The sequence below is a fragment of the Vibrio sp. 10N.222.52.B12 genome, from assembly GCF_002875385.1.
In the GTDB taxonomy this organism is placed as follows: Bacteria; Pseudomonadota; Gammaproteobacteria; order Enterobacterales; family Vibrionaceae; genus Vibrio; species Vibrio jasicida.
Genome location: NZ_MDAW01000117.1, coordinates 39650 through 61896 on the forward strand (window position 1 = coordinate 39650; position 22247 = coordinate 61896).

At 44.9% G+C, this 22247-nt stretch carries 18 protein-coding genes and 1 pseudogene; 11 read left to right on the forward strand and 8 right to left on the reverse strand.

Annotated features, from left to right (window positions below; genetic code table 11):
* Positions 1-2 precede the first annotated feature (2 nt).
* Together BCT11_RS12665 and BCT11_RS12670 are read right to left on the reverse strand one after the other, a co-directional pair.
* Positions 3-446 (reverse strand): prepilin peptidase, encoded by a 444-nt coding sequence (locus BCT11_RS12665; RefSeq protein WP_054756452.1) that lies wholly within the window; start codon positions 444-446, stop codon positions 3-5.
* Positions 447-473: 27 nt separating this feature from the next.
* Entirely contained in the window at positions 474-677 is a 204-nt protein-coding gene (locus BCT11_RS12670) for a Flp family type IVb pilin (RefSeq protein WP_102388469.1), read from the reverse strand.
* Positions 678-1010: 333 nt separating this feature from the next.
* Between BCT11_RS12670 and BCT11_RS12675 the strand changes: the two genes are divergently transcribed.
* The 9 genes and pseudogenes from BCT11_RS12675 to BCT11_RS28390 form a co-directional block, all read left to right on the forward strand.
* Complete coding sequence (locus tag BCT11_RS12675; RefSeq protein ID WP_038878998.1) at positions 1011-1874, forward strand: LysR family transcriptional regulator; 864 nt, start codon at positions 1011-1013, stop codon at positions 1872-1874.
* An 11-nt stretch (positions 1875-1885) separates the two neighbouring features.
* On the forward strand, positions 1886-2701 hold the full coding sequence (locus tag BCT11_RS12680) for a transglycosylase SLT domain-containing protein (RefSeq protein WP_102388470.1): 816 nt from the start codon (positions 1886-1888) through the stop codon (positions 2699-2701).
* 153 nt (positions 2702-2854) lie between these two features.
* Complete coding sequence (locus BCT11_RS12685; RefSeq protein WP_102388471.1) at positions 2855-4546, forward strand: AMP-binding protein; 1692 nt, start codon at positions 2855-2857, stop codon at positions 4544-4546.
* 332 nt (positions 4547-4878) lie between these two features.
* Positions 4879-5514 (forward strand): response regulator transcription factor, encoded by a 636-nt coding sequence (locus BCT11_RS12690; RefSeq protein ID WP_038865932.1) that lies wholly within the window; start codon positions 4879-4881, stop codon positions 5512-5514.
* 206 nt (positions 5515-5720) lie between these two features.
* Positions 5721-6314 carry a hypothetical protein gene (locus BCT11_RS12695; protein WP_038865931.1) on the forward strand — a complete coding sequence of 198 codons (594 nt, stop codon included), beginning with the start codon at positions 5721-5723 and terminating at the stop codon, positions 6312-6314.
* 95 nt (positions 6315-6409) lie between these two features.
* Entirely contained in the window at positions 6410-7093 is a 684-nt protein-coding gene (locus BCT11_RS12700; RefSeq protein WP_038865930.1) for a fimbria/pilus periplasmic chaperone, read from the forward strand.
* A 10-nt stretch (positions 7094-7103) separates the two neighbouring features.
* Positions 7104-9494: a fimbria/pilus outer membrane usher protein gene (locus BCT11_RS12705; protein ID WP_102388472.1), complete on the forward strand. Its 2391-nt coding sequence runs from the start codon at positions 7104-7106 to the stop codon at positions 9492-9494.
* A gap of 3 nt (positions 9495-9497) precedes the next feature.
* Positions 9498-10349 carry a hypothetical protein gene (locus tag BCT11_RS12710; RefSeq protein ID WP_038865928.1) on the forward strand — a complete coding sequence of 284 codons (852 nt, stop codon included), beginning with the start codon at positions 9498-9500 and terminating at the stop codon, positions 10347-10349.
* 128 nt (positions 10350-10477) lie between these two features.
* Positions 10478-10624 (forward strand): annotated as a pseudogene (locus BCT11_RS28390) (transcriptional regulator); the annotation flags it as partial.
* A gap of 117 nt (positions 10625-10741) precedes the next feature.
* On the opposite strand, the gene fusA reads toward BCT11_RS28390, so the two are convergent.
* Positions 10742-12829 carry an elongation factor G gene (fusA, locus tag BCT11_RS12720; RefSeq protein ID WP_102388473.1) on the reverse strand — a complete coding sequence of 696 codons (2088 nt, stop codon included), beginning with the start codon at positions 12827-12829 and terminating at the stop codon, positions 10742-10744.
* Between the two features lie 217 nt (positions 12830-13046).
* On the reverse strand, positions 13047-14426 hold the full coding sequence (gene radA / locus BCT11_RS12725; protein WP_038865921.1) for a DNA repair protein RadA: 1380 nt from the start codon (positions 14424-14426) through the stop codon (positions 13047-13049).
* Positions 14427-14577: 151 nt separating this feature from the next.
* On the opposite strand from radA, the gene BCT11_RS12730 reads away from it, so the two are divergent.
* Positions 14578-16926 (forward strand): PilZ domain-containing protein, encoded by a 2349-nt coding sequence (locus tag BCT11_RS12730; RefSeq protein WP_102388474.1) that lies wholly within the window; start codon positions 14578-14580, stop codon positions 16924-16926.
* A gap of 56 nt (positions 16927-16982) precedes the next feature.
* Here BCT11_RS12730 and serB read toward each other — a convergent pair whose 3' ends face one another.
* The gene (gene serB, locus BCT11_RS12735; RefSeq protein WP_039976178.1) at positions 16983-17963 is read right to left on the reverse strand and encodes a phosphoserine phosphatase; all 981 of its coding nucleotides are present in this window, start codon (positions 17961-17963) and stop codon (positions 16983-16985) included.
* A gap of 91 nt (positions 17964-18054) precedes the next feature.
* Between serB and BCT11_RS12740 the strand changes: the two genes are divergently transcribed.
* Positions 18055-18660 (forward strand): YtjB family periplasmic protein, encoded by a 606-nt coding sequence (locus BCT11_RS12740; RefSeq protein WP_102388475.1) that lies wholly within the window; start codon positions 18055-18057, stop codon positions 18658-18660.
* A gap of 90 nt (positions 18661-18750) precedes the next feature.
* Here the strand turns inward: BCT11_RS12740 and deoD are convergent, their stop codons facing one another.
* From deoD to deoA, 3 genes are all read right to left on the reverse strand, one after another.
* Positions 18751-19470 (reverse strand): purine-nucleoside phosphorylase, encoded by a 720-nt coding sequence (gene deoD, locus BCT11_RS12745; RefSeq protein ID WP_038865914.1) that lies wholly within the window; start codon positions 19468-19470, stop codon positions 18751-18753.
* Between the two features lie 145 nt (positions 19471-19615).
* On the reverse strand, positions 19616-20836 hold the full coding sequence (locus BCT11_RS12750) for a phosphopentomutase (RefSeq protein ID WP_039976179.1): 1221 nt from the start codon (positions 20834-20836) through the stop codon (positions 19616-19618).
* Positions 20837-20904: 68 nt separating this feature from the next.
* Positions 20905-22233 (reverse strand): thymidine phosphorylase, encoded by a 1329-nt coding sequence (gene deoA, locus BCT11_RS12755; protein ID WP_038865909.1) that lies wholly within the window; start codon positions 22231-22233, stop codon positions 20905-20907.
* Positions 22234-22247 lie beyond the last annotated feature (14 nt).

A 22247-nucleotide genomic window follows, 5' to 3' on the forward strand; every position in this document is an offset into this window, starting at 1 on the left:
TTTTAAACGGATGTTTTCAAAAGAAGTGCCGTATAAAACCCACAACAAATTGCAACACCGTAGGGGAGCCCGATCTGAGATTTCTTACCCTCTCCAGTAACGTGAGATGGTCGCGGTAGTATCAGGTAGGTTACTGCCAATATCCCTCCGTATATCCCAACGAAAATCAATGCCTCTAAAAGGCTTTGAGTTGGGAGTGAGAAAGAAAAAGCAGCAATAAGTTTTACGTCCCCTCCTCCAAGTACCCTAATTACATGGAGGAAAAGCAAAGCAGACCAACAAATACCTAAAACCCAAAGACTTGATAATGAAAAATCTGCAATGCCAATCGCAATCGCTAAAACGGCAATCACCAATACGTGACTGTTTTTGATGGTTCGCTCTCTAATATCAGAAAGCGACACAACAAGACAGACTGTTGCTAACGTAATGTATACAAACAACATTCAATATTTGGAAAACCTGTTTTAGTTTCAGAATGTATCTAAGTCAGCAGCAATATCACCAAACGCATTCCCTAACGCTGTAATAAGAGTTCCATCAGCAGCGAAGGTAAGAATCAAGAATGCCGCCATTGCTACGCCGATTAATCCGTACTCAATTGCAGTAACGCCCTGCTCATCATTTTTGAGTTCGTTTAGGTAGTTTGTAATGTCTACATAAAGTTTAGTAATCATGGTTTGTCCCTCTTTCCTTGTTTCGTACTAATTGCTTAGCACTTTGATCGTAGACACCGGATCACTGTCTCAAAAATGAACAACATCGGTGTTACCGATTCTGCCAATACTCTGTATTCCAATTGTCCTTATTCTTTAGAGGTATCAGAAAAAAACTTCTATCTACAGTTCAGTCAATTAGCTATCACTCTTCTTCTTTGACTGGCAAAAATAAGATTTTGTACCATAAACTTAAATTGTGACACACGTCACACTTAGCCAAATTATTAGTTAAGCCTTCTTCATACCCATTAAGCTAAAACTTAAGGACTAGAGGAAAGAGGAAGCACCTCGATGAAACTTCCCTTCGACAATCTGATCTCTTTTCATGCCGTGATCACTCATGGTTCTTTCAGCAGTGGAGCAAGAAAGTTAGGTAAGTCTCAATCGACGGTAAGTGGTGCGGTGAAGAGCTTAGAAGAGGAGCTAGGCTATCTGCTAATAGACAGAAGCAACAAACAAGTTGAACCAACAGAACGGGGAAAGAAGATCTATCAGCTGGCAACGCCCATCATCAACAAGTACAACGAACTGAGCCAAATCGCCGAATCCCTGTTGAGAACTGATCTATACCATATGCGAGTCGGCATTGATTCTCTGGTGTTTAACAACGAAGTCAAAAGTGCACTCATTGAGTTCTCAGAAGCCTTTCCTGAAATTGAACTTACTGTCGTCACTAAACCAAGTCGAATTCTGGGTCAATACGTCAATAATAACCAAATCGATATTGCCATCTGCAACCCTTATCACCGCACCAAATTAGACTTTAATATTGATGAGCTTTTTACCGTCAACTGCAATTGGATTGTGCATCGAGAGTTAATTCAAGAGGGTAAGCCCACAGAGTCTCGACTACTCTTATTGGATGGGTGCGAAGATTTGATCGACCTTTCGAATGTAGCCAAAAACAACATGTGGATACTCGATGACATCAGTACCATCATGGAATTGTGTATTGCTAAGAAAGGCATGGCGTTCCTTCCGCAACATACGATTGATAACTCCATGCATCAGGGGGTGTTAGCAAAGGCCCCCAGCGAAAGTGCGTTGTTTGGGAAGCAGCTGTACGCCTCGTTGATTTGGCCAATACACTCTGACTACGGCAAATACCATCAATGGTTGCACGATAAATTAAGAAAAGGGCACAAACACTTTTAACTGGAGTCGAGATGTCTTTCTACTCTCCATTATTCAAAAACTACCTTCTCATCGTCTTGAGCATTGTTTTGCTTTATGCCTCTTACCCAATTCAAGCAAAAATGACTGCGGTAGACAAAAACTCCGTTGCTCAACAAAATCGGCAATCATTGAACAATAAAAAGCTCAGGCTGAAACCTGCTCCAACCGCCTCTACCAGTTCAAGAAATCACGTTATTGAACTTCGAGGAAAAAATACGCCTTCTTCCCAAACCGTTTATTCGTTCATCAAAAAGCCAACATCGCCTGCCGCGTTACAGTATTTACCCACCATCGTCGCAGCATCAAAACAATGGCAGATTGATCCTGCTCTTATTCTTGCTGTCATTCATACGGAAAGCGCATTTAACCCCAATGCGGTATCTCATGCCGATGCAATTGGCTTGATGCAGGTGATGGAAAACGGTGGAGCATTAGAAGTCTCTCAGCAGCTCTATTTTGGCCGAAGGATAGAAAGAGAAGCATTGTTTGAGCCTGAGTTTAATATCGATATAGGCACGGCATATTTACATATTCTCGAAACGGAGTATTTACACGGTATTCACTCAGAAAAGAGTCGAACCTTACTCGCAATTGCGGCCTACAACTGCGGTTTATCGAATTTGATGCGCTACTTATCTTATACACAATCCATTCAAAATTTTACTAAAGAAATGAATAGTTTAAATGATGAAGAAGTCTATTTTCGACTAACACAAACACTGCCAATTGAAGAAACTCGGCTCTATGTCGCGAAAGTGATGAAGCTTTATCAGCACTATAAAAAGCACCTCACCAATACACTTTAATGATGGGCTTAACCGTACTTTGGCCCAAAGAATCGATAAGCTGTGATCCTTGACAGCAAGTTACTGTTTTTTCTCTCCCCAAATAATCATACTCATGCTATCGTTAACATTACATTAACAACAACAAACCTGCGATTAACATGGAGTTAGAGAATGATTCAGCCTAACGAGTTAAGTGAGCAGACTTGCGCTCTCCCACCACCAAATGAAATGATTCTCAAATGGGCAGCGGAGCGCCCAGATGAAGTCTACTTAAAACAAATCATCAACCGACAGTTTGTTGAGTTCACCTACGCCGAAGTGGCCGACCAAGCACTAAAATTGGTTACCGCTTTGCGCAATTTGGGGATTCAGCCGGGCGATAAAGTCGCGCTGGTTTCAAAAAACTGCGCCGAATGGTTTATCTGTGACCTTGCCATGATGCTTGGCGATTACGTCAGCGTACCTATTTTCCCGACTGCGGGTGCAGATACCATTGAGTACTGCCTCACACACAGTGAAAGCAAAGCGATCATAGGCGGTAAGTTGGATGATCCGGCCGCGACCCAACAAGTCATTGATGCCATTCCTGATGTAATCAGCATTGCTTTACCTTACGACACCGCGCCCAAGTGCCAACATCAATTTAAAACATTGATCGCTAATGCGCAGCCGAGTGAGGAGCGTCCTCAGCACTACGATGATAAGCTAATGTCTCTGGTTTATACATCTGGTACTTCTGGCCTGCCTAAAGGCGCAATGCTGACCTATGGCGCGTTCAGTTGGTCTGTACAACAACTGATCAACCATATTGGTATACAAGAAAACGATCGCTTGTTCTCTTACTTGCCGCTTGCGCACATTACTGAGCGGGTATACATCTTTGGTTCGTCAGTCATGGGTGGCGTAACGACTGCTTTCCCAGAGTCACTCGATACTTTTATCGAAGACGTGAAGATGCACCGCCCTACGCTGTTTATCTCCGTGCCACGCTTATGGACGCTGTTCCAACAACGTATTCAAGACAAACTGCCACAGAAAAAGCTCAATATTCTGTTGAAGATTCCTTTCGTCAACTCTCTTATTAAGAAGAAGCTGGCTGACGGCCTTGGCCTTGATCAAGCACGTGTATTGGGATGTGGCTCTGCGCCAGTATCTCCTGCCTTATTGGAGTGGTACCGCAGTGTCGGCCTCAACATTACCGAAGCTTGGGGCATGACCGAATCTTTCGCTTACAGCACCCTCAACTACCCATTCCGAGCAGATAAAATTGGTTCGGTTGGTAATGCAGGCCCTGGTATTGAACTCAAAATCGCTGACGATGATGAAATCATGGTTCGTGGTAACGGCTTATTCTCGGGTTACTACAAAAACGACATCGCAACTCAAGAGTCATTTGACAGCGATGGTTGGCTGCATACAGGCGATATCGGCTTTATTGATGCGGAAGGCTACCTCACCATTCAAGGTCGTAAAAAGGACACCTTTAAAACCGCCAAGGGCAAGTTTGTTGCCCCAGTACCAATTGAGAATAAGCTCTTTGAGTACAGCCGTGTAGAAATGATGTGCTTGATCGGCTTAGGTCTGCCTGCACCGATTCTGTTGGTCGTGCCACATGACTTCCCGAACTTTGATCGAGAGCGCTACGCTCGTACCACTCGTAAAGTGATTGAGAGAATGAACCAAGATTTGGAGTCTCATGAACAGATTAAAGGGGTATTGATGATCCAAGACCCGTGGAGTATAGAGAATGGCGTGCTCACACCAACACTCAAGATAAAACGTCATGTGCTTGAACAAAAGTATCATGAAATTGGTCACAACTGGCCGAAAGGCGATCTCGTTGTTTGGGAAGAAGATTTGTAATTATCCTTCCTAACTCACCCCAATATCACCCCTGATGCTGACAAAGTTGCGCATCAGGGGTGATTCTTTTCATACCTTTTCATACTCCGCCCGCTCTAGCTTCACCGCTTATTTTCCTAACTTATTGTCTTATCGATATTTGTATTCTAGTCATTTGGTACTAACCTTTTTTAATACAGGTGCACATGATTTGTTAGCGTAGTTTTGCTTACAACAATATGAAAATGCATGAATCATATGCCGCAGTCTATTCGTTAAATACTTTTATACATCAACGCGTTGAGAACTAGGTTAATAAAAAATCAAAGACTAGACCTACAGGAATATTTGCCATGGAATTCAGTACTCAGCATTTTGTTGTACACCTTTTAAGTCGAGATAATTCATACTCTAGGGTGATTCGCGACTTAATTAAGGTTTCCTTTCCATACGTCAACTTCGTCAATAGCGACCGCTTCACCCAGTTGGATGAAAACAGTCTCAACTCAATCATATTGTTCGACGTACAGACCATGCCATGCCCTAAACGATATGGTATTGCGCCTAACGAACGAGATGAAAAGTGGATCGCCGTTAATGTCAGCTCCCAAACCTCATTAGAGTGGCTAGAAAAAGGCTACTCAGGGCAGATTTGCCATGGACTGGAACTGCTTCCCAAAGCCGTCTCTGCGGTCGCAAATGGCGATGTTTGGTTCCCGCGCCACATCTTAAATAAAGCCATTCATCACTACCAACAGGGGACTGAAAACCCTGTCGTCGCGGCCGAAGAGCTTAGCTCTAAATTCTTGCTTACCAAAAGAGAGAGTGAAGTGTGCAAACTCATGCTTCAAGGCCTCTCTAATACGCAAATCGCAAGACACTCAAATGTGAGTGTGAATACGGTCAAAACTCATGCGTCCAACGTATTGCATAAATTGGATGTGCATTCTCGCTACGAGTTAATGGCGATGGCAAAAGATCAGTTCTAAGCTAACTATAAGAAATAAAAAAGGATTATTGATTAATTCAACATTAGTCAGGGTGTAATCAAATAGAGTTGAACCAAGTTCACCCCTTTTTCACCCTAACTAATAACATCATCTCACCTTTGTCGGTGAGGTTGAGAGACTCCTCCCCTCATAAGCTAGTAGAGCGATGCAACGATATGCATTCATTACTAACGAGGGATTGAGTTATGAAAAAGTTACTTCTTGCTTCAGCTGTAGCTGCAGCTGCTGCTTCACTTTCTTTTGGCGCTTCTGCGGTTCAGTTTAACAACCCAGTAGACTTTACAACGCTGAGCAAAACTGACCAAAAAACGATTCGTATTGAAGGTCGTGTGCCAAAACGTTGTTTACTACGAATCGGTAAGAAAGATGTGAAAAACAATGTTCTGCGTAAAGCAAACAAAGTGCACTCAGATTCGTGGGATAACGGGTTCAACAACAAGAAAGTGTTGGTTGGTAACTTACGCGCTTGGTGTAACTACGGTACTGATTTGGACTTCTCAGTAACTGCTTACAAACTTCGCGGTGTTACTAAACACAATATGGGCATGAAAATTAACTACAAAGTAAAAATTGGCTCTGAAACCGTTGCGAACACTAAAAACCACCATGGCATGGAGCAAATGGCAACTCCGCTTCCATCAGTTGGTGAGCACTTGGTGAACAAGATCAACAAGCATCCAATTTACGTGAAACCTGAAGATTCAGGCTTTGCACGAGCTGGTAAATATAAAGGTCGTATCAAAGTAAGCCTTGCTGCATCAGGTCCAGTAATGCCTTAACCGAACGACATCTTTATAGATAATATCTTTTAAAGGTAAAGGCAAAAAAACTTGGCTCGGTTATCGAGCCAAGTTTGTTATAGGGAGATAAATCTATGGCTAGGATCACCACTCTTCTCTTTTCTTTATTGTTCAGTTCTGTCTTATTTGCTTATGAGGTAAGTCCGATTTACTTAGAGCTTGATGATGTAGGACGGGGTTCCCAAGGGCTTTATAAAGTAACAAATGTAGAAGAAGAGCCCATTCTGCTTGAAGTGAGTGTCTATCAAGCTGATTTCTCTAGTGGGGAGGAAATCTTAACGCCATCAGAAGAGGACTTCTTAGTTCTCCCACCTCAAGCCAAAATCGATGGACAAAAATCACAAACATTCCGCGTCCGTCATATGCCGAAAGGTAACATCAGCCAGACAGTCACCTACCGAATTATCTTTACTCAGATTGAACTTGAAAATCAGGTCGAAGACGAGACGGATGACAGTTCGATCTCAATGCTATTAGAGTTTGCGACCCTTGCCTTCGTTTCACCGGCATCCAGTAAATCCATTCCAAAAGCGTCGATTCAAAATAACCAAGTTGCGTTAACCAACGATGGCAAACGCGTACTGAATATGAACGGGATGGAATTCAATTTCTCCGGAGGCAAGTCAAACGAGACTATCGATTGGGAAGTGTTGAGCAATAAGAGTAGTGCTTATTTAATGCCGGGTAGCACGGTGAAATACGCCCTTCCTAGCAAGTTAGGACAACCAAAGAAAGTCACCGTAAAAACATTAGACTAATGAGGTTTTCATGAAGAATCTCATTATAGGCCTTATCTTCTTGCTGACCTTGCAAACTGCAACTGCTCAAAGTTGGTTATTTCCATTTCCGTTGATATGGGGGGAAAGGACCCTTGGGGAAATCGATGCGTATTCGGATGGGATCACAGTTGGCTCCATCAATGTAGAACAATTGACACAAGCAACTGAGCAATTAGTCAATGCTGGTACGCTCGACGCCCTCCGAAACTTACCAGATGAGTATGTCACGGTCGAGCAATTGAAGCAGATGGGAATAGCAGCAGAATTCAATTCATCAGATCAAAGCATCAACCTCGTGATTGATGAATCCGCAGCGGCTGATTTTCTGCTTTCTTTCGGCAGTAAATACGAGCCTGCGCAATATTCAGAGAGTGCATTTTGGACCATGCAAAACACCTTTAATGCCAGTACTGATTACACCTTGTTTAGCGATTCAGACAGTGAAAATACGCAGACATGGTTAGGAGAATGGTTGGTGAAGGCCAACATAGGTGGGGTTCGTGGTGCCAATATCGACGTCTCGGGTTTTATTACTGATGGCGACGATATTGACTCTGACGTTTATCGTGGGGAGGCAAGACTCTTCTTCGATGAACCGAGCACGCCTTGGCGTTTAACCTTCGGTGATGTGACTCAAACCAGTGCCGGTCATTTACCTAGTACACCGTTAGGCGGCGTTGCATTTGAGCGTTTGTATCAAGACCTTCAACCAACTCGCAATATTCAAAATGGTGGTACACAACCTTTAGTGCTTAACGAAAGTGCTGATGTGGAGATTTACATCAATGATATTTTCCTCACCGAAATCCGACTTCCACCAGGCCGATACACCCTTGATGACCTTCCGCTGGTCTCTGGCACTAATGATGTTCGGTTAGACATCAGTTATCAATCAGGCCGCACAGACACCATTGTTTATAGCCAATTTTTCAATTCTCGCCTACTGCGTGAAGGCATCTCTGATTTTGGATTTTACTCAGGACTGATTTCGACGATTGAGGACAACAACTTCAAATACGATGATGAGCAATGGGTAACGTCTGGGTATTACGATTACGGTATCAGCGATACCTTAACGCTTGGCGTAAACGGCTTGTATCACCCAGATGGGCAACAACTTGGTGTTATCGCTACCATTGGTTCAGATTGGGGGAATTTGGGGTTAAGGGCCTCCGCTCAAAACAACAAACCCAATGATGAAACTGGCAGCATTTACAGCCTGGATTACTCTCATCAACTTTGGGGAACGGACAGTTATGGCTCACCAAACTTTCGCTTAGGTGCTGAATATCAAGATCAGTATTTTTCACTGCCTTGGCAAATTGGCCCTTCAGCGACAGGGTTACGAGTGTTCTCTAACTACGTATTTACCATTACGGATGATCTCAATCTCATCTTAACTGGGGACTATCGTGATTTTGAAGAAGAGGAAATTGAATGGCTAGTTTCGTCAGAAATTGCGTGGCAATGGTATAGCCTCTCGCTCTCTGCTGGTGTAGAAAAAGAGGAGAACCCAAACGACAATATTGATGAAACGCGCTTCACCTTCTCCGCGGATTGGGATTGGAATTCGGTTTCTGGGGAATATAACGCCAATGTTTCCTATTCGAATGAGCCTGATACTTATCGAGCACAATTCCAACGTCCATCCGATGATTACACTGGCAGCTATGGCTATGCTATGACCGCGGAAGGCGATGCAGATTCACAAACCTATTCCGTTGAAGGCGATTATGTTGCCAACCGATTTATTGCCGATGCCAAGGTCTCCCACCTAGAGTTTGATAACGCAGACAGTTACCAAACGGCTTCCGTTCGCGCGAGTACGGCATTGACATTAGCAGACGGTAACTTGGCGTGGTCGCGCCCAATAAATGGCCCAGTTGCGATTGTCGCAGTTCATGAGTCACTAAACGCAGACGTCGAGATCAATGCTGTCGCGGATGATCCCGCAGAAGCCATATCAACTTCTACAATAAATAATGCGGTTCAATTGTCTGGTGGGCATCAGTTATCCAGCATTTACATCAACGTACCGGATGCTCCTGTCGGCTATGACTTTGGCGACCACGAGTACAACATCACGCCAGGGTCACAGACTGGTCATCTAATAAAAATAGGGTCAGCAGCATCGAAAACCATCATTGGTACGATTGAACTTAGCCAGAATAAACCATTAAAACTATTCCAAGGTCAGTTAGTTGGACAACAGAAAACGTATGAATTTTTCACTAACCGATCAGGTAGATTTGTTGTAGAAGGCGTTGCGCCGGGCGATTACACCATCATGATAGATGGCTTCTCCCCAACGAAACTGAACGTCCCTGATACAAATGAAAATCTGATTTATCTACCCACTTTACTTATTAAAGAGGGATAAACAATGAAACACCTAATCAAACTCTCAGTGCTTGGTTTTGCCCTACTTTCCCATTCAGTCTGGGCGGAATGCAGTGGCAAATGGACGCTCAATGTCGACAGAAGTAACGTCGAATTTAAACGCGATTTAGGCGCTTATATACCCGTCTACCTTGAACTCTCAAGAGACATCCAACGCTGCCGCTTTCCGATGGCCATGGTCTCGGTTAACAATAAGCAATCTAGCTACTTGAGCTCAATAAGTGGAAACCTACCCCTGACGATCTTAGACAAAAACTTTCGTCAATTAAGCCACTTTCCTAATAAAGGGTTCCAACTTCCACTTGATAATAGCCAGAGAACCAAGTTTTGGATTAAAGTCCCAGAGGCCAAAACATCTGCCTCTGGGAATTATACCGGCCTGCTAGAAGCCTCCATTTCACTAGATAGAAAAGAAGAGACCAAGAATGCAAAAGTAAAACTAAAGGTACCCGCCTTTGTCGCATTTAACTCTGCACCGAATACTCCCAACCTTCAGCGCTCCGGCAATTCAGGTTATCGCTTCCAGTTAGGTGAACTTGAATCCAACCGAACCTACCGGTCTGATTTTGATCTTCTGTCTAATTCAAACGTTCGCTTGGTCATTAAACAAAAATATGGTGAGTTAAAACAAAAGTCAGAACCAGACTTTACGATTCCCTATACCCTCAAGTTTAACCATACCCAGGTAAACCAGAAGTCGGTTTATACCTTCTCTAATAATGAAGATACTAAGCGGTGGGGTTTACCTCTCGAAGTAACGCTAGGCAATATTGATTTTGCCCGTGCGGGAAGATACCAAGACACGATTACGGTAGAAGTGAAAGCGATGCCTTAAAGTGAAACCACCAAGTACAAAGCCAGCGGTGAATTGCCCGTTGGCTTTTTCTTTAGCTAGCGTTCAATCTCGCCAAAACGGTTTCTGAATTTCCTTTTGTACTTCACTTTCGTTGTAACCAATATCATCCAAAAGATGCTTATTACCTTTGCGCTCCCACTGGTTACCTGAAACGACCAAAAGCACTGTCGTTTAGCCAGTGGATAAAAGAAGAGATTGCTGAATTTGAAAAGACCACGGTTAAAGACTTTGAGACCATAACCTTGGCTCAATAAAACTAAGATTTAATGACGAGCCCAGCAACAAGTGCTGTTGATAGAAAGTGAGAGAACAGATAGTAAAAAGCCCCGCACTAGGCGGGGCTTTGAGATTTTAAAGAGTTAACTTAAGAATTACTTCTTACCGTCACGCTCTTTAACTTCTGCGATTACTTGCTCAGCAACGTTTGCTGGACATGCTGAGTAGTGTGCGAACTCCATAGAGAACTGACCACGACCAGAAGTGATAGTACGTAGGTGACCGATGTAACCAAACATTTCTGATAGAGGAACGTCAGCTTTAATACGAACACCTGTAGTACCAGCTTGTTGGTCTTTGATCATACCACGACGACGGTTAAGGTCACCGATTACGTCACCAACGTTGTCTTCTGGAGTGAACACGTCAACGTTCATGATTGGCTCAAGAAGTTGCGCGCCTGCTTTAGGCATAGACTGACGGAATGCACCTTTCGCTGCGATTTCGTAAGCGATTGCTGATGAGTCAACTGCGTGGAAACCACCGTCGAATAGTTCAACTTCAACGTCTAGAGTTGGGAAGCCAGCTAGAACACCAGTATCCATCATTGACGCAAAGCCTTTCTCAACTGCAGGCCAGAATTCTTTAGGTACGTTACCACCAACAACTGTTGATTTAAACGTGAAGCCAGAGTTTGGCTCACCTGGTTTGATACGGTAATCGATCTTACCGAACTGACCAGAACCACCAGACTGTTTCTTGTGCGTGTAGCTATCTTCAACTGGTTTAGTGATAGTTTCACGGTAAGCTACCTGTGGAGCACCTACTTCTAGCTCAACGCCGTAAGTACGCTTAAGGATGTCTACCTTGATGTCTAGGTGAAGTTCACCCATACCTTTCAGGATAGTTTCACCTGAATCTTCATCAGTCTCAACTTGGAATGATGGATCTTCTGCAACCATTTTACCGATCGCGATACCCATTTTCTCAGTAGAACCTTTGTCTTTTGGAGAAACAGCAATAGAGATTACTGGTTCTGGGAAGATCATAGCTTCTAGAGTACATTCGTGCTTAGGATCACATAGAGTGTGACCAGTTTGAACGTTCTTCATACCTACTACAGCGATGATGTCACCAGCTTGAGCTTCAGTAAGTTCGTTACGTTCGTCAGCTTGCATCTCACACATACGACCGATACGCTCAGTCTTACCAGTTGCAGAGTTAAGGATTGTGTCACCCTTCTTCATGCGACCAGAGTAGATACGGATAAATGTTAGTGCACCAAAACGGTCGTCCATGATCTTGAACGCAAGTGCTTTTAGTGGCGCGTCAGCGTCTACTGTAGCTACTTCACCTGTTGCTTCACCAGTTTCTGGATCTGTTAGAGGCTGAGGATCAACTTCGTTTGGAGCTGGTAGGTAATCTACAACAGCGTCAAGGATAAGTTGCATGCCTTTGTTTTTGAATGCAGAACCACAGAACGTTGGGAAGAACGCTAGATCACGAGTACCTTTACGGATACAAGTTTTTAGTTGATCGATAGTCGGCTCTTCGCCTTCCATGTAAGCTTCCATTAGGTCGTCGTCTTGCTCTACAGCAGTTTCAACTAGCTCTTCACGGTACTGTTCTAGGTCATCAAGCATGTCCGCAGGAACGTCTTGGATTTCGTAGTTTTCTGGTAGACCTGTGTCATCCCAAACGTAAGCTTTACGGTTTAGTACGTCTACAACACCAACGAAATCGTCTTCACGACCAATTGGTAGAGTCATAACTAGTGGGTTTGCACCTAGTACGTTCTTAACTTGGTCAACAACGTTGAAGAAGTCTGCACCCATACGGTCTAGTTTGTTTACGAAGATCAGACGAGCAACTTCTGAGTCGTTCGCGTAACGCCAGTTTGTTTCTGACTGAGGCTCAACACCACCAGAACCACAGAATACACCGATACCACCGTCAAGAACTTTAAGTGAACGGTATACTTCAACTGTAAAGTCTACGTGTCCAGGAGTGTCGATTACGTTCAGGCGGTGACCGTTCCACTCACAAGTTACTGCTGCAGACTGGATTGTAATACCACGCTCAGCTTCTTGTTCCATGAAGTCAGTTGTAGACTCGCCGTCGTGTACTTCACCAGTCTTATGGATTTTACCAGTAAGCTTCAGGATACGCTCAGTTGTGGTAGTTTTACCCGCATCAACGTGCGCGAAAATACCAATGTTTCTGTATTTTGATAAATCAGTCATTGTCTTACTCTGTTAATAAGGTATAAAGTGCGCGCAGAGTATATCACAATCTGTCAAGACGGATACCTTTGCGTGCCATTGGAACAAAAAAAATTTTAACGTCGATTTTCCACCCTCAAATAATAGTCAAACTTCGCAATTTGTGTGCTTAATTCAAGAATAATGAGGATGGGTTCAACATTATTGTTACCCCTTAAATTGGGGCACAAGATGGCATTTACAACTCATCAAATGCTTCGATGGCCTCCGAGAGTTTTTTCACACCATGGATTTGCATACCAGGAATTCCGCCCTTAGGCATATTCGCCGCTGGCACTATCGCTTTCTTAAAGCCGTGTTTAAATGCTTCATTTAAACGCTCTTGGCCACTTGGTACTGGGCGAATCTCACCCGCCAAGCCAACCTCACCAAACACGACAACATCTTTCGGTAACGGGCGATCGCGGAAACTCGATAAAAGCGCCATAACTAACGCAAGGTCAGCACTGGTTTCTGTCACTTTTACACCACCGACGACATTCACGAACACATCTTGGTCTGCCATTTGAAGACCACCATGCTTATGCAGTACCGCTAATAATAAAGACAGGCGGTTTTGTTCTAGGCCAACCGCAACACGACGTGGGTTTGCCAATTGTGAGTAGTCCACTAGCGCTTGAATCTCTACTAATAGAGGACGCGTACCTTCCCACACCACCATAACGGAAGAACCCGATGTTTCCTCTTCACCACGGGATAGGAAAATCGCCGAAGGGTTATTGACCTCTTTCAGTCCCTGTCCCGTCATAGCAAATACGCCAAGCTCGTTCACAGCACCGAAACGGTTTTTATGGCTACGCAAAGTACGGAAGCGGCTGTCAGTGCCACCATCGAGCAGAACTGAACAGTCAATAATGTGCTCAAGTACTTTCGGGCCGGCAAGGGTACCATCTTTTGTTACGTGACCAACAATAAAGACGGCGACATTGTTTTGCTTTGCGTATCTCGTTAATGCCGTTGCTGATTCACGTACCTGCGCTACACTGCCCGGTGACGACTGAACGTCAGACACGTGCATAACTTGAATCGAGTCGATAACCATAATGCGAGGTTGCTCTTTCTCGGCGATTTGGCAAATTTTATCGACGTTCGTTTCCGACAACATCTTTAGATGGTCTTTCGGCAGCCCAAGGCGAGAGGCTCGCATCGCGACTTGCTGCAAAGACTCTTCACCCGTCACATACAAGGTTGGCATTTGAGAAGAGAGTAAGCACATGGTTTGCAGTAATAAGGTCGACTTACCCGCACCAGGGCTACCACCAATCAAAATCGCAGCGCCAGGAACAACACCACCGCCTAGAACCCGGTCTAGTTCTTTAAAACCACTGGTGAATCTTGGGACTTCTTGTAAATCGATTTCCGATAAGGTTTGAACTTTCGATTCTGTTGCTGAACCAGCATAACCACTCAAGCGTTCATTGCGCGCAACCGTCGGAGAGGCTGCAATACGAACTTCAGTAATCGTATTCCACGCGCCACATGCGTTACATTGCCCCTGCCAACGCGGGAAGTCTGCGCCACAATCATTACAAACATACGCTCGTTTTGCTTTCGCCATGATGCCTCGATTTTTTCAACACTCGGTTTTTTCAACAAATGTGACCAAGCACAGCCATGTCAGACCTTATATGAGCAGAACTATTGATATACTCAAGTTTTGCTTTGCTTAGCCGATATAATTCGAATAACGACATACTTTAACAGAAATAATGCAGCAATCTGAAATTCTCTCGCTCGCAGAACGCCTCATCCCTGTTTATGGCGCTGATGACTTTGATTTCGTCCTGGGTCAATTGACTGAAGGAGAGCCACCATCGGCCAAAATTCTAGTAAAGATGGAGCTCAACCGTGTCATGGCTCCTTGTAAAAAGAGCATTGATTTGCGAGGTCGAGTGAAAGGTGAATGTCGTGAATACTTATTAGATGGCATTCCACATTGGCTGGATGATGTCGCCTTTAACGCTTACCACAAGAACCTGAAAAAGTACGGTGTTTACACCGAGGGCATGTGGGAGGCTTTGGTCAACACACGCAATAACTTCCGTGTGATGAGCAAAAATAATGGTAAGAGTGAAGAACGATCGCTGACCGATCCGAAAAGCCCTTTTCTTGCAGAGCCTGTGCACCTTGGGTATGACCTAAAACGTCAAGAGAAGCGTTTAAAAGTACAGTCCCAAGTGGAAATCGTTCGTTCAAAAGAACAAGTGATCCATGGGTTGAGCATCGACCTTTCTTGTTCGGGGGCGAAATTCAAAGTCCCTAGCGCTTTTAAATACAGTCTGGGAGAAGTCATTCAGGTGACTTTTACTGAGTTTGCGAGCAAGTCTCAGGTCGCTGGCATTGAAAAGCCAATGACCTATCGTGTTCTGGCCGTAGATGATTGTTATGAAAATGACTCGATTCGCTACCTAAGAACGATTCGCCTGACGGAAACCAACATCATCGCTCGTGTGATTGACGAAGCACTAAACAGTGCAGCAAAACGAGCTCGTCATGACAACCAAGATAAAATCATTCGCGCTCGAACTCGTGGTTACGAACACATTGCTCTCAAGCACACGAGCAATCTACCTCTGTTCTTCGAAGGTAGCGAACTTAAGTTAGCCATGTTAACGCCAAATAACCAAAAGTTATGGCAGTACTGGCACGATGAACGTAATCAGCAAGTATTTGGTTCGTTGTTCCATGAGCAAAGAATGGCATCGCTTATTACGCCAGGAGTTAAAGGAACAACCAATGTGCTTTATTCCTTTACCCATGAGCATGAAAATAAAACCTACTTCTATTCAATGCTCCGTCCAGAAGCGACTAGAGAACAACGCCAACTGTTTTGGCACTTAGGTGCAAAACGTTCAAGTTGGCGTGCGTTCCGTATTTCAATTTTTGAACTCTCTGAACAAGAGAAAAATGACCTTGCAGCGTTCTCTTCTGAGCTTGCTGAAAGCTCACAAAGACTAACACATGTCGGTATTTTGCAAGAGATCGCTGATGATAAATCCGGTCAAGATTACCTACTGACGGAGAAACCTCGTGTTCCTGCGAACACATTAAATTCATTTCGTCAGCCGAGGAAGATCATTGGTAGTCCTAAAGGTATCTATTTCGATGCGCAATCACGTCGCAAGGAACCTCGCTACCGTTTCAAAACGCCGTTGGTATTGGATGCTGGCAACCTAAAAGCCGCTGGTTTCACCATGGATATTTCCAAACGTGGCTTGGGCATCAGGTTAGATGAACCTACTGCGCTGCGTTCAGGGCAAGAGGTTCACATCAATTTCCGTGAGTTGCAGCTCTACGATAAGAAACTGCCCCTATCCGAGGTACCTTATCGTATTATTCGAGTGAGTCCTGATGGCCGCAGTGTGCAAATGGTGATAGACGAAGACAGCAAAACCATGCGTGTGATTGCTTTCTTTAATAGCATTATTGAACACAACCAAGACAAACTCATTCAACAAAAAGAGGTGCTACCAAGTAACCCACTGCTAGAAAGGCTGCACAGCGTGTTACTTTCTCGTACCTTGAGTACTCCGATCTTTATTAGTAAAAGTGCCACCTCTTCGGTTAAAACACCAGTGATAGGGGTGAACTTCCCACTTCCAAAACACATCGAGTTGTACGCTCGCTTGGGCCACAATCAACTGTTCTCGCTAGAACCTCTGTTTAAGGGTCGCTCCAGCACATTGATTGCCGACCCCATCAAGCGTATCGATGGCGCACAAGCAAGACATCAAGACATTTATATCAGCCTGATGAAGGTAGGCAGCAAGATCACGGGCCTCGAGTCTAAACTGCACCAAGATTTCACCAGTGTGAAAGAGCGCATTCAATTTATTAAGAAAGCGCGCATGATGGGCGAGTTCTACGCCACACGTATTTCAACCGCGCCGATCTTTGATCCAATGACCTCTTTGCTGCGCCAAGATTTGAGCGACCTGACTCAATTTGGTGTCCATCAAGCCAGCAAGTTAGAAAAAGAACTGACTGCTCTCGTCGGTTACAGTGAGTTTGAAGACATCACGGAAGAGGTCGTCGTCAGGCTTGAACTCACCGAATAAAGAAACACCGCCAACTATAGGCGGTGTTTTCTATTGGTCGGTCTTAAACCTTGAGCTTATGGCTTTGCTTGCCAGCTGATTTTCTGTTGCTTAACCAAAGCGCCTGACAGAATGCATAACACTCCACCGAGCCCCGCAAATCGAACTGATGTCTGCGCTTGTTGTTCTACCTTTGGTTTCGCATGATAAGCAATACCTAGCCCTGCTGCAGACATCATCACCAAGTCATTAGCTCCATCGCCTACGGCCACTGTATTGTGTTGTTCAATGTCATACTCTTCTGCAAGTTCAACCAAGATATCCGCTTTTGTTTGTGCAGAGACAACATCGCCAAGTACCTGACCGGTCAACTTGCCATCGATAATTTCCAATTGGTTCGATTGAGCAAAGTCCAAGCCAACTTTGTCTTTGATGAAATCAGAAAAATAAGTAAAGCCACCGGAAGCAATCGCCGTCTTCCAACCTAATGCTTTAAAGGTCGCAATCAGCGCTTCAAAGTCAGGCATAAATGGCAGTTGGCTACGTACTTGTTCCAAAATCGCTTCATCGGAACCTTTCAGTTTACCCACGCGCTGACGCAAACTTTGTTCGAAATCCAACTCCCCTTGCATGGCTCGTTCGGTGACTTCTGCCACTTCTTCACCAACGCCTGCCAGCTTAGCGATTTCATCAATACACTCGATTTGAATCGCCGTCGAATCCATATCGAAAACCACCAGCCCTGGCGTAGAGAGATCCGGCACTTCATTAAGCGACGCATAATCAAGGTTAAGGTTCTTCAAAATGATTTCGTGCTCTGGAGTGAGTTGCCCAGCCATCAATGCAACTTCATACTGCCCAACTTTCCAAGTGTCTAAGATTGGATTGTAGAAACCAGTAAAAAAATCGATGTCTTCGAAGTTACGGGGCTCAAGATGTTCACCAAACACAATCCAGTTAGCCTTGGCTTTATCAAGCTGGGTGGCAAAGCGAGTTTCGGGTAGTCGTTTTAAAAGAGTCGTATGCCTTCTGATAGGCAAGCTTTTTGACGCGTCCATGTATATAATCCCTTGTGACTTTGCTAAAACGTTACCTCAACAAGCTAAAAAGGCAAGTCTTTGTTTTGTTTTGAATGGACGAGTAAACAGCATGAGTGAATCCCTGTTCTCAGTGAGGAATGCCCTACGAATCCTAGCGCTGATCCTGCTATGCGTGATGCTATTTATCACCATAAAAAACAGTGTCGTGATAAGTAAGGACAACGAGAAGATTCAAGCACAGCAGCTTGAAACACTGACAAAAGTTTTGATTTCGCAAGCGTCGTTATCCGCTAGTGAAATGATCATAAATAAAGATCAAGAAAGTCTACTTAAGTTAACCAACCAACTTGCGCAAGACCGTTTAGTATTTGATGCCACCATCTATGATGCGCAAGGTGTACGTTTGGCTTCCAGTGAAGAGGCGCTTTCGGTACGTGAAGTGCTAGGATTAGATACACCGCTGGCGACAGCCTCTATCGGGCGCCAACAATTGGTCGAGCCCGTATCGGCTGATGGCGCTGTGATTGGTTTTGTTCGCGTGACCTTTGAAACAGGTCGTGTAACAGCGATCTCTGATCACCATTACCGCAAGAGTGATCGCTACATGTACATGATGGTTCTGATGAGCTTTGTGTGCGGCATGCTGTTCATTATGATTTTACGCAGACAACCAATCCGCCGTAAAAAAGGTGAAAACCTGTTACTGACAAAGTAGCTCTCATTCGATCTCGGATAAAAAAACAGCCCGCACAATGCGGGCTGTTTTTGTAATGCTTTAAAGCGAAAAGAACGCTATCCCTTCGTCTTACTCTTCATCGCCTAGTAGTACTGAATCAAGCGCAATCAACATCATATCGTTGAACGTATTTTGACGCTCTTCAGATGTGGTTTGCTCGCCAGTTTTGATGTGGTCAGAAACAGTACAGATAGTCAGAGCTTTCGCGCCGTACTCTGCTGCAACGCCGTAGATACCTGCCGCTTCCATTTCCACACCTACGATACCGTACTTGTCCATTACGTCGAACATTTCTGGATCTGGCGTGTAGAACAGCTCTGCAGAGAATAGGTTACCTACTTTCACATCTACGCCGCGAGCTTTTGCTGCTTCTTCTGCTGCACGAACCATTTTGTAGTCAGCGATAGCGGCAAAGTCATGACCTTTGAAACGAATGCGGTTCACTTTAGAGTCTGTACATGCGCCCATACCGATCACAACATCACGTACTTTGATGTCTTCGTTCACAGCGCCACAGCTACCTACACGGATCACTTTCTTCACGCCGAAGTCTTTGATTAGCTCAGTCACGTAGATTGAACAAGATGGGATACCCATACCATGGCCCATTACTGAGATCTTACGGCCTTTGTAAGTGCCTGTGTAACCAAACATATTACGAACGTCACACACTTGAACAACATCTTCAAGGAAAGTCTCTGCGATGTATTTTGCACGTAGTGGGTCACCCGGCATTAGAACGACGTCTGCGAAAGCACCCATTTCTGCGTTGATATGTGGAGTTGCCATGTTTCTTTTCCTTAACCTGTCTCTAGCGATCCGCGCTGCTGTTGGCGGTTTTGGCTAGAATATTCTCATTTCCGACAAGCAACATTTTCATGCTGCGAACATAAAACTAGGAGCATGATGCTCCTAGTTTTCAAAACCTAAATAATTATAGGAAGTTCTTACCGTAATCCATTGGGGAAATACCGAAGTACGTTGCCAATGTTTGACCGATATCAGCAAAGCTGTCACGACGGCCTAGTGAACCTGCTGGTACTTTCTTACCGTAAACAATCACTGGGATGTGCTCACGAGTGTGGTCTGTACCTGGCCATGTTGGGTCACAGCCGTGATCTGCCGTGAGGATAAGCACATCGTCTTCTTCCATAATATCCAGCACTTCGTTGATACGACCATCGAAGTACTCAAGTGCCGCGGCGTAACCTGCTACATCACGACGGTGACCGTAAGCTGAATCGAAGTCCACGAAGTTAGTGAATACGATCGTATTGTCACCCGCTTCTTTGATTTGCTCTAGTGTTGCTTCGAACAAGGCAGGGATACCTGTCGCTTTCACTTTCTTCGTGATACCGCAGTTTGCGTAGATATCCGCAATCTTACCGATAGAAACCACGTTGCCTTGCTTCTCTTCAACAAGTTTCTGTAGAACCGTTGCTGATGGTGGCTCAACAGAAAGGTCACGACGGTTACCTGTACGCTCGAATTGACCTTTACCTGCACCAACGAATGGACGCGCGATAACACGACCGATGTTGTAATCTTCTAGCTCTTCACGTGCAATTTGGCAAAGCTCTAGTAGGCGGTCTAGACCGAATGTCTCTTCATGACATGCGATTTGGAATACAGAGTCAGCTGATGTATAGAAGATTGGCTTGCCAGTCTTCATGTGCTCTTCACCCAGATCGTCAAGAACTTGAGTTCCCGATGCGTGGCAGTTACCTAGGAAACCGTCCAGACCAGCACGCTCAAGAATGCGGTCAGTCAGCTCTTTCGGGAAGCTGTTCGCTTTGTCAGTGAAGTAACCCCAATCAAACAGAACAGGAACACCTGCGATTTCCCAGTGACCTGACGGCGTGTCTTTACCTGAAGAAAGCTCTGCTGCGTGACCGTACGCACCGATGATCTCTGCGTCTGCATCTAGACCAGGAGCAAAACGACCTGTTGACTCTTTATGTGCCATTGCCAAACCCAGTTTAGATAGGTTTGGAAGACGAAGCGCGCCTTCACGTTTATCGTTGTTTGCTAAGCCTTGTTCACACTGGTCAGCAATATGACCAAGCGTGTCCGAACCTACGTCACCAAATTGCTTCGCATCAGCGGTTTCGCCGATACCGAATGAGTCTAGTACTAAAATAAATGCTCTTTTCATTGCTCGTTCCTTAGGCCCACTCGGCTTCTAATTATGATTGAGTAGGCCTTGTGTAATTACTTGTTCGATTAAAGATCTTCTGCACGGATTTGGCGGTAGACCTCTGGCGTTGGTGTGTATTCACCGCCTACTTTAATTGCGCTGCGAAGCGCTTTTGCCGCTTCTTCCCACTGCTCTTCTGTGCGAGCATGGATCACCGCTAAAGGCTTGTCACTGTCCGCTACTTCACCTAAACGAATGAAGTTATCAAAACCAACCGCGTAGTCGATCTCGTCTGTTGCTACACGACGACCACCGCCCATAGAAACCACAGCCATGCCGATTGCACGAGTATCCATCGCAGATACAACGCCCGTTTCAGTTGCGTATACTGGTTTGATGATTTCCGCTTTCTCTAGGTAATTATCGTAGTTTTCTACGAAATCTGCTGGGCCACCTAGACCGGCGATCATCTTACCGAAGCACTCAGCCGCTTTGCCGTTATCTAGTGCTTCCATCAATTTCGCACGTGCGTCTTCTGTGTTCTCAGCCAGTTTGCCAAGTACTAACATTTCAGCACATGAAGCCATGGTTACTTCAAGTAGACGAGGGTTACGGTATTCACCTGTTAGGAAACGAACCGCTTCGCGTACTTCCACTGCGTTACCCGCAGAAGAGGCCAATACTTGGTTCATGTCCGTTAGGATAGCGGTTGTCTTAGTACCAGCACCGTTTGCTACTGCTACGATTGATTTTGCTAGCTCTTCAGACGCTTCGTAAGTTGGCATGAATGCGCCAGAACCTACTTTTACGTCCATCACTAGAGATTCAAGACCTGCAGCAAGCTTCTTCGATAAAATCGACGCCGTGATCAGTGAAATATTATCTACTGTCGCTGTGATATCGCGAGTCGCGTAAACGCGCTTATCCGCTGGTGCTAGGTCACCCGTTTGACCGATAATTGCCACACCTGCGTCTTTGGTTACTTGACCAAATACGTCGTTTGTCGGTGTGATGTTGTAGCCAGGAATAGACTCAAGCTTATCCAGCGTACCGCCCGTATGGCCAAGACCACGACCAGAGATCATAGGTACGAAACCACCGCATGCAGCCACCATTGGACCAAGCATTAGAGAAGTCACGTCACCCACACCACCAGTAGAGTGCTTATCGACAATTGGACCACCAAAATTCATGTGGCTCCAATCGATAACCATACCTGAATCACGCATTGCACAGGTTAGTGCGATACGCTCTGGCATCGTCATTTCATTGAAGAAGATTGTCATAGCAAAAGCGGCGATCTGGCCTTCAGATACACTGTTGTTTGCTACGCCTTGAATAAAGAAGTTGATTTCGTCGGCTGTTAGAACTTCGCCGTCACGTTTTTTACGAATGATTTCTTGTGGTAAATACATTAGTGCCTCCCAAG

Coding starts and splice junctions, on each gene's coding strand:
- BCT11_RS12705 (WP_102388472.1), top strand. CDS start 7,104: ATGAAGAATCTCATTATAGGCCTTATCTTCTTGCTGACCTTGCAAACT.
- BCT11_RS12680 (WP_102388470.1), top strand. CDS start 1,886: ATGTCTTTCTACTCTCCATTATTCAAAAACTACCTTCTCATCGTCTTG.
- serB (WP_039976178.1), bottom strand. CDS start 17,963: ATGGACGCGTCAAAAAGCTTGCCTATCAGAAGGCATACGACTCTTTTA.
- BCT11_RS12695 (WP_038865931.1), top strand. CDS start 5,721: ATGAAAAAGTTACTTCTTGCTTCAGCTGTAGCTGCAGCTGCTGCTTCA.
- BCT11_RS12685 (WP_102388471.1), top strand. CDS start 2,855: ATGATTCAGCCTAACGAGTTAAGTGAGCAGACTTGCGCTCTCCCACCA.
- BCT11_RS12670 (WP_102388469.1), bottom strand. CDS start 677: ATGATTACTAAACTTTATGTAGACATTACAAACTACCTAAACGAACTC.
- BCT11_RS12750 (WP_039976179.1), bottom strand. CDS start 20,836: ATGAAAAGAGCATTTATTTTAGTACTAGACTCATTCGGTATCGGCGAA.
- BCT11_RS12710 (WP_038865928.1), top strand. CDS start 9,498: ATGAAACACCTAATCAAACTCTCAGTGCTTGGTTTTGCCCTACTTTCC.
- BCT11_RS12690 (WP_038865932.1), top strand. CDS start 4,879: ATGGAATTCAGTACTCAGCATTTTGTTGTACACCTTTTAAGTCGAGAT.
- radA (WP_038865921.1), bottom strand. CDS start 14,426: ATGGCGAAAGCAAAACGAGCGTATGTTTGTAATGATTGTGGCGCAGAC.
- BCT11_RS12740 (WP_102388475.1), top strand. CDS start 18,055: ATGAGTGAATCCCTGTTCTCAGTGAGGAATGCCCTACGAATCCTAGCG.
- BCT11_RS12730 (WP_102388474.1), top strand. CDS start 14,578: ATGCAGCAATCTGAAATTCTCTCGCTCGCAGAACGCCTCATCCCTGTT.
- deoD (WP_038865914.1), bottom strand. CDS start 19,470: ATGGCAACTCCACATATCAACGCAGAAATGGGTGCTTTCGCAGACGTC.
- BCT11_RS12665 (WP_054756452.1), bottom strand. CDS start 446: ATGTTGTTTGTATACATTACGTTAGCAACAGTCTGTCTTGTTGTGTCG.
- BCT11_RS12700 (WP_038865930.1), top strand. CDS start 6,410: ATGGCTAGGATCACCACTCTTCTCTTTTCTTTATTGTTCAGTTCTGTC.
- deoA (WP_038865909.1), bottom strand. CDS start 22,233: ATGTATTTACCACAAGAAATCATTCGTAAAAAACGTGACGGCGAAGTT.
- fusA (WP_102388473.1), bottom strand. CDS start 12,829: ATGACTGATTTATCAAAATACAGAAACATTGGTATTTTCGCGCACGTT.
- BCT11_RS12675 (WP_038878998.1), top strand. CDS start 1,011: ATGAAACTTCCCTTCGACAATCTGATCTCTTTTCATGCCGTGATCACT.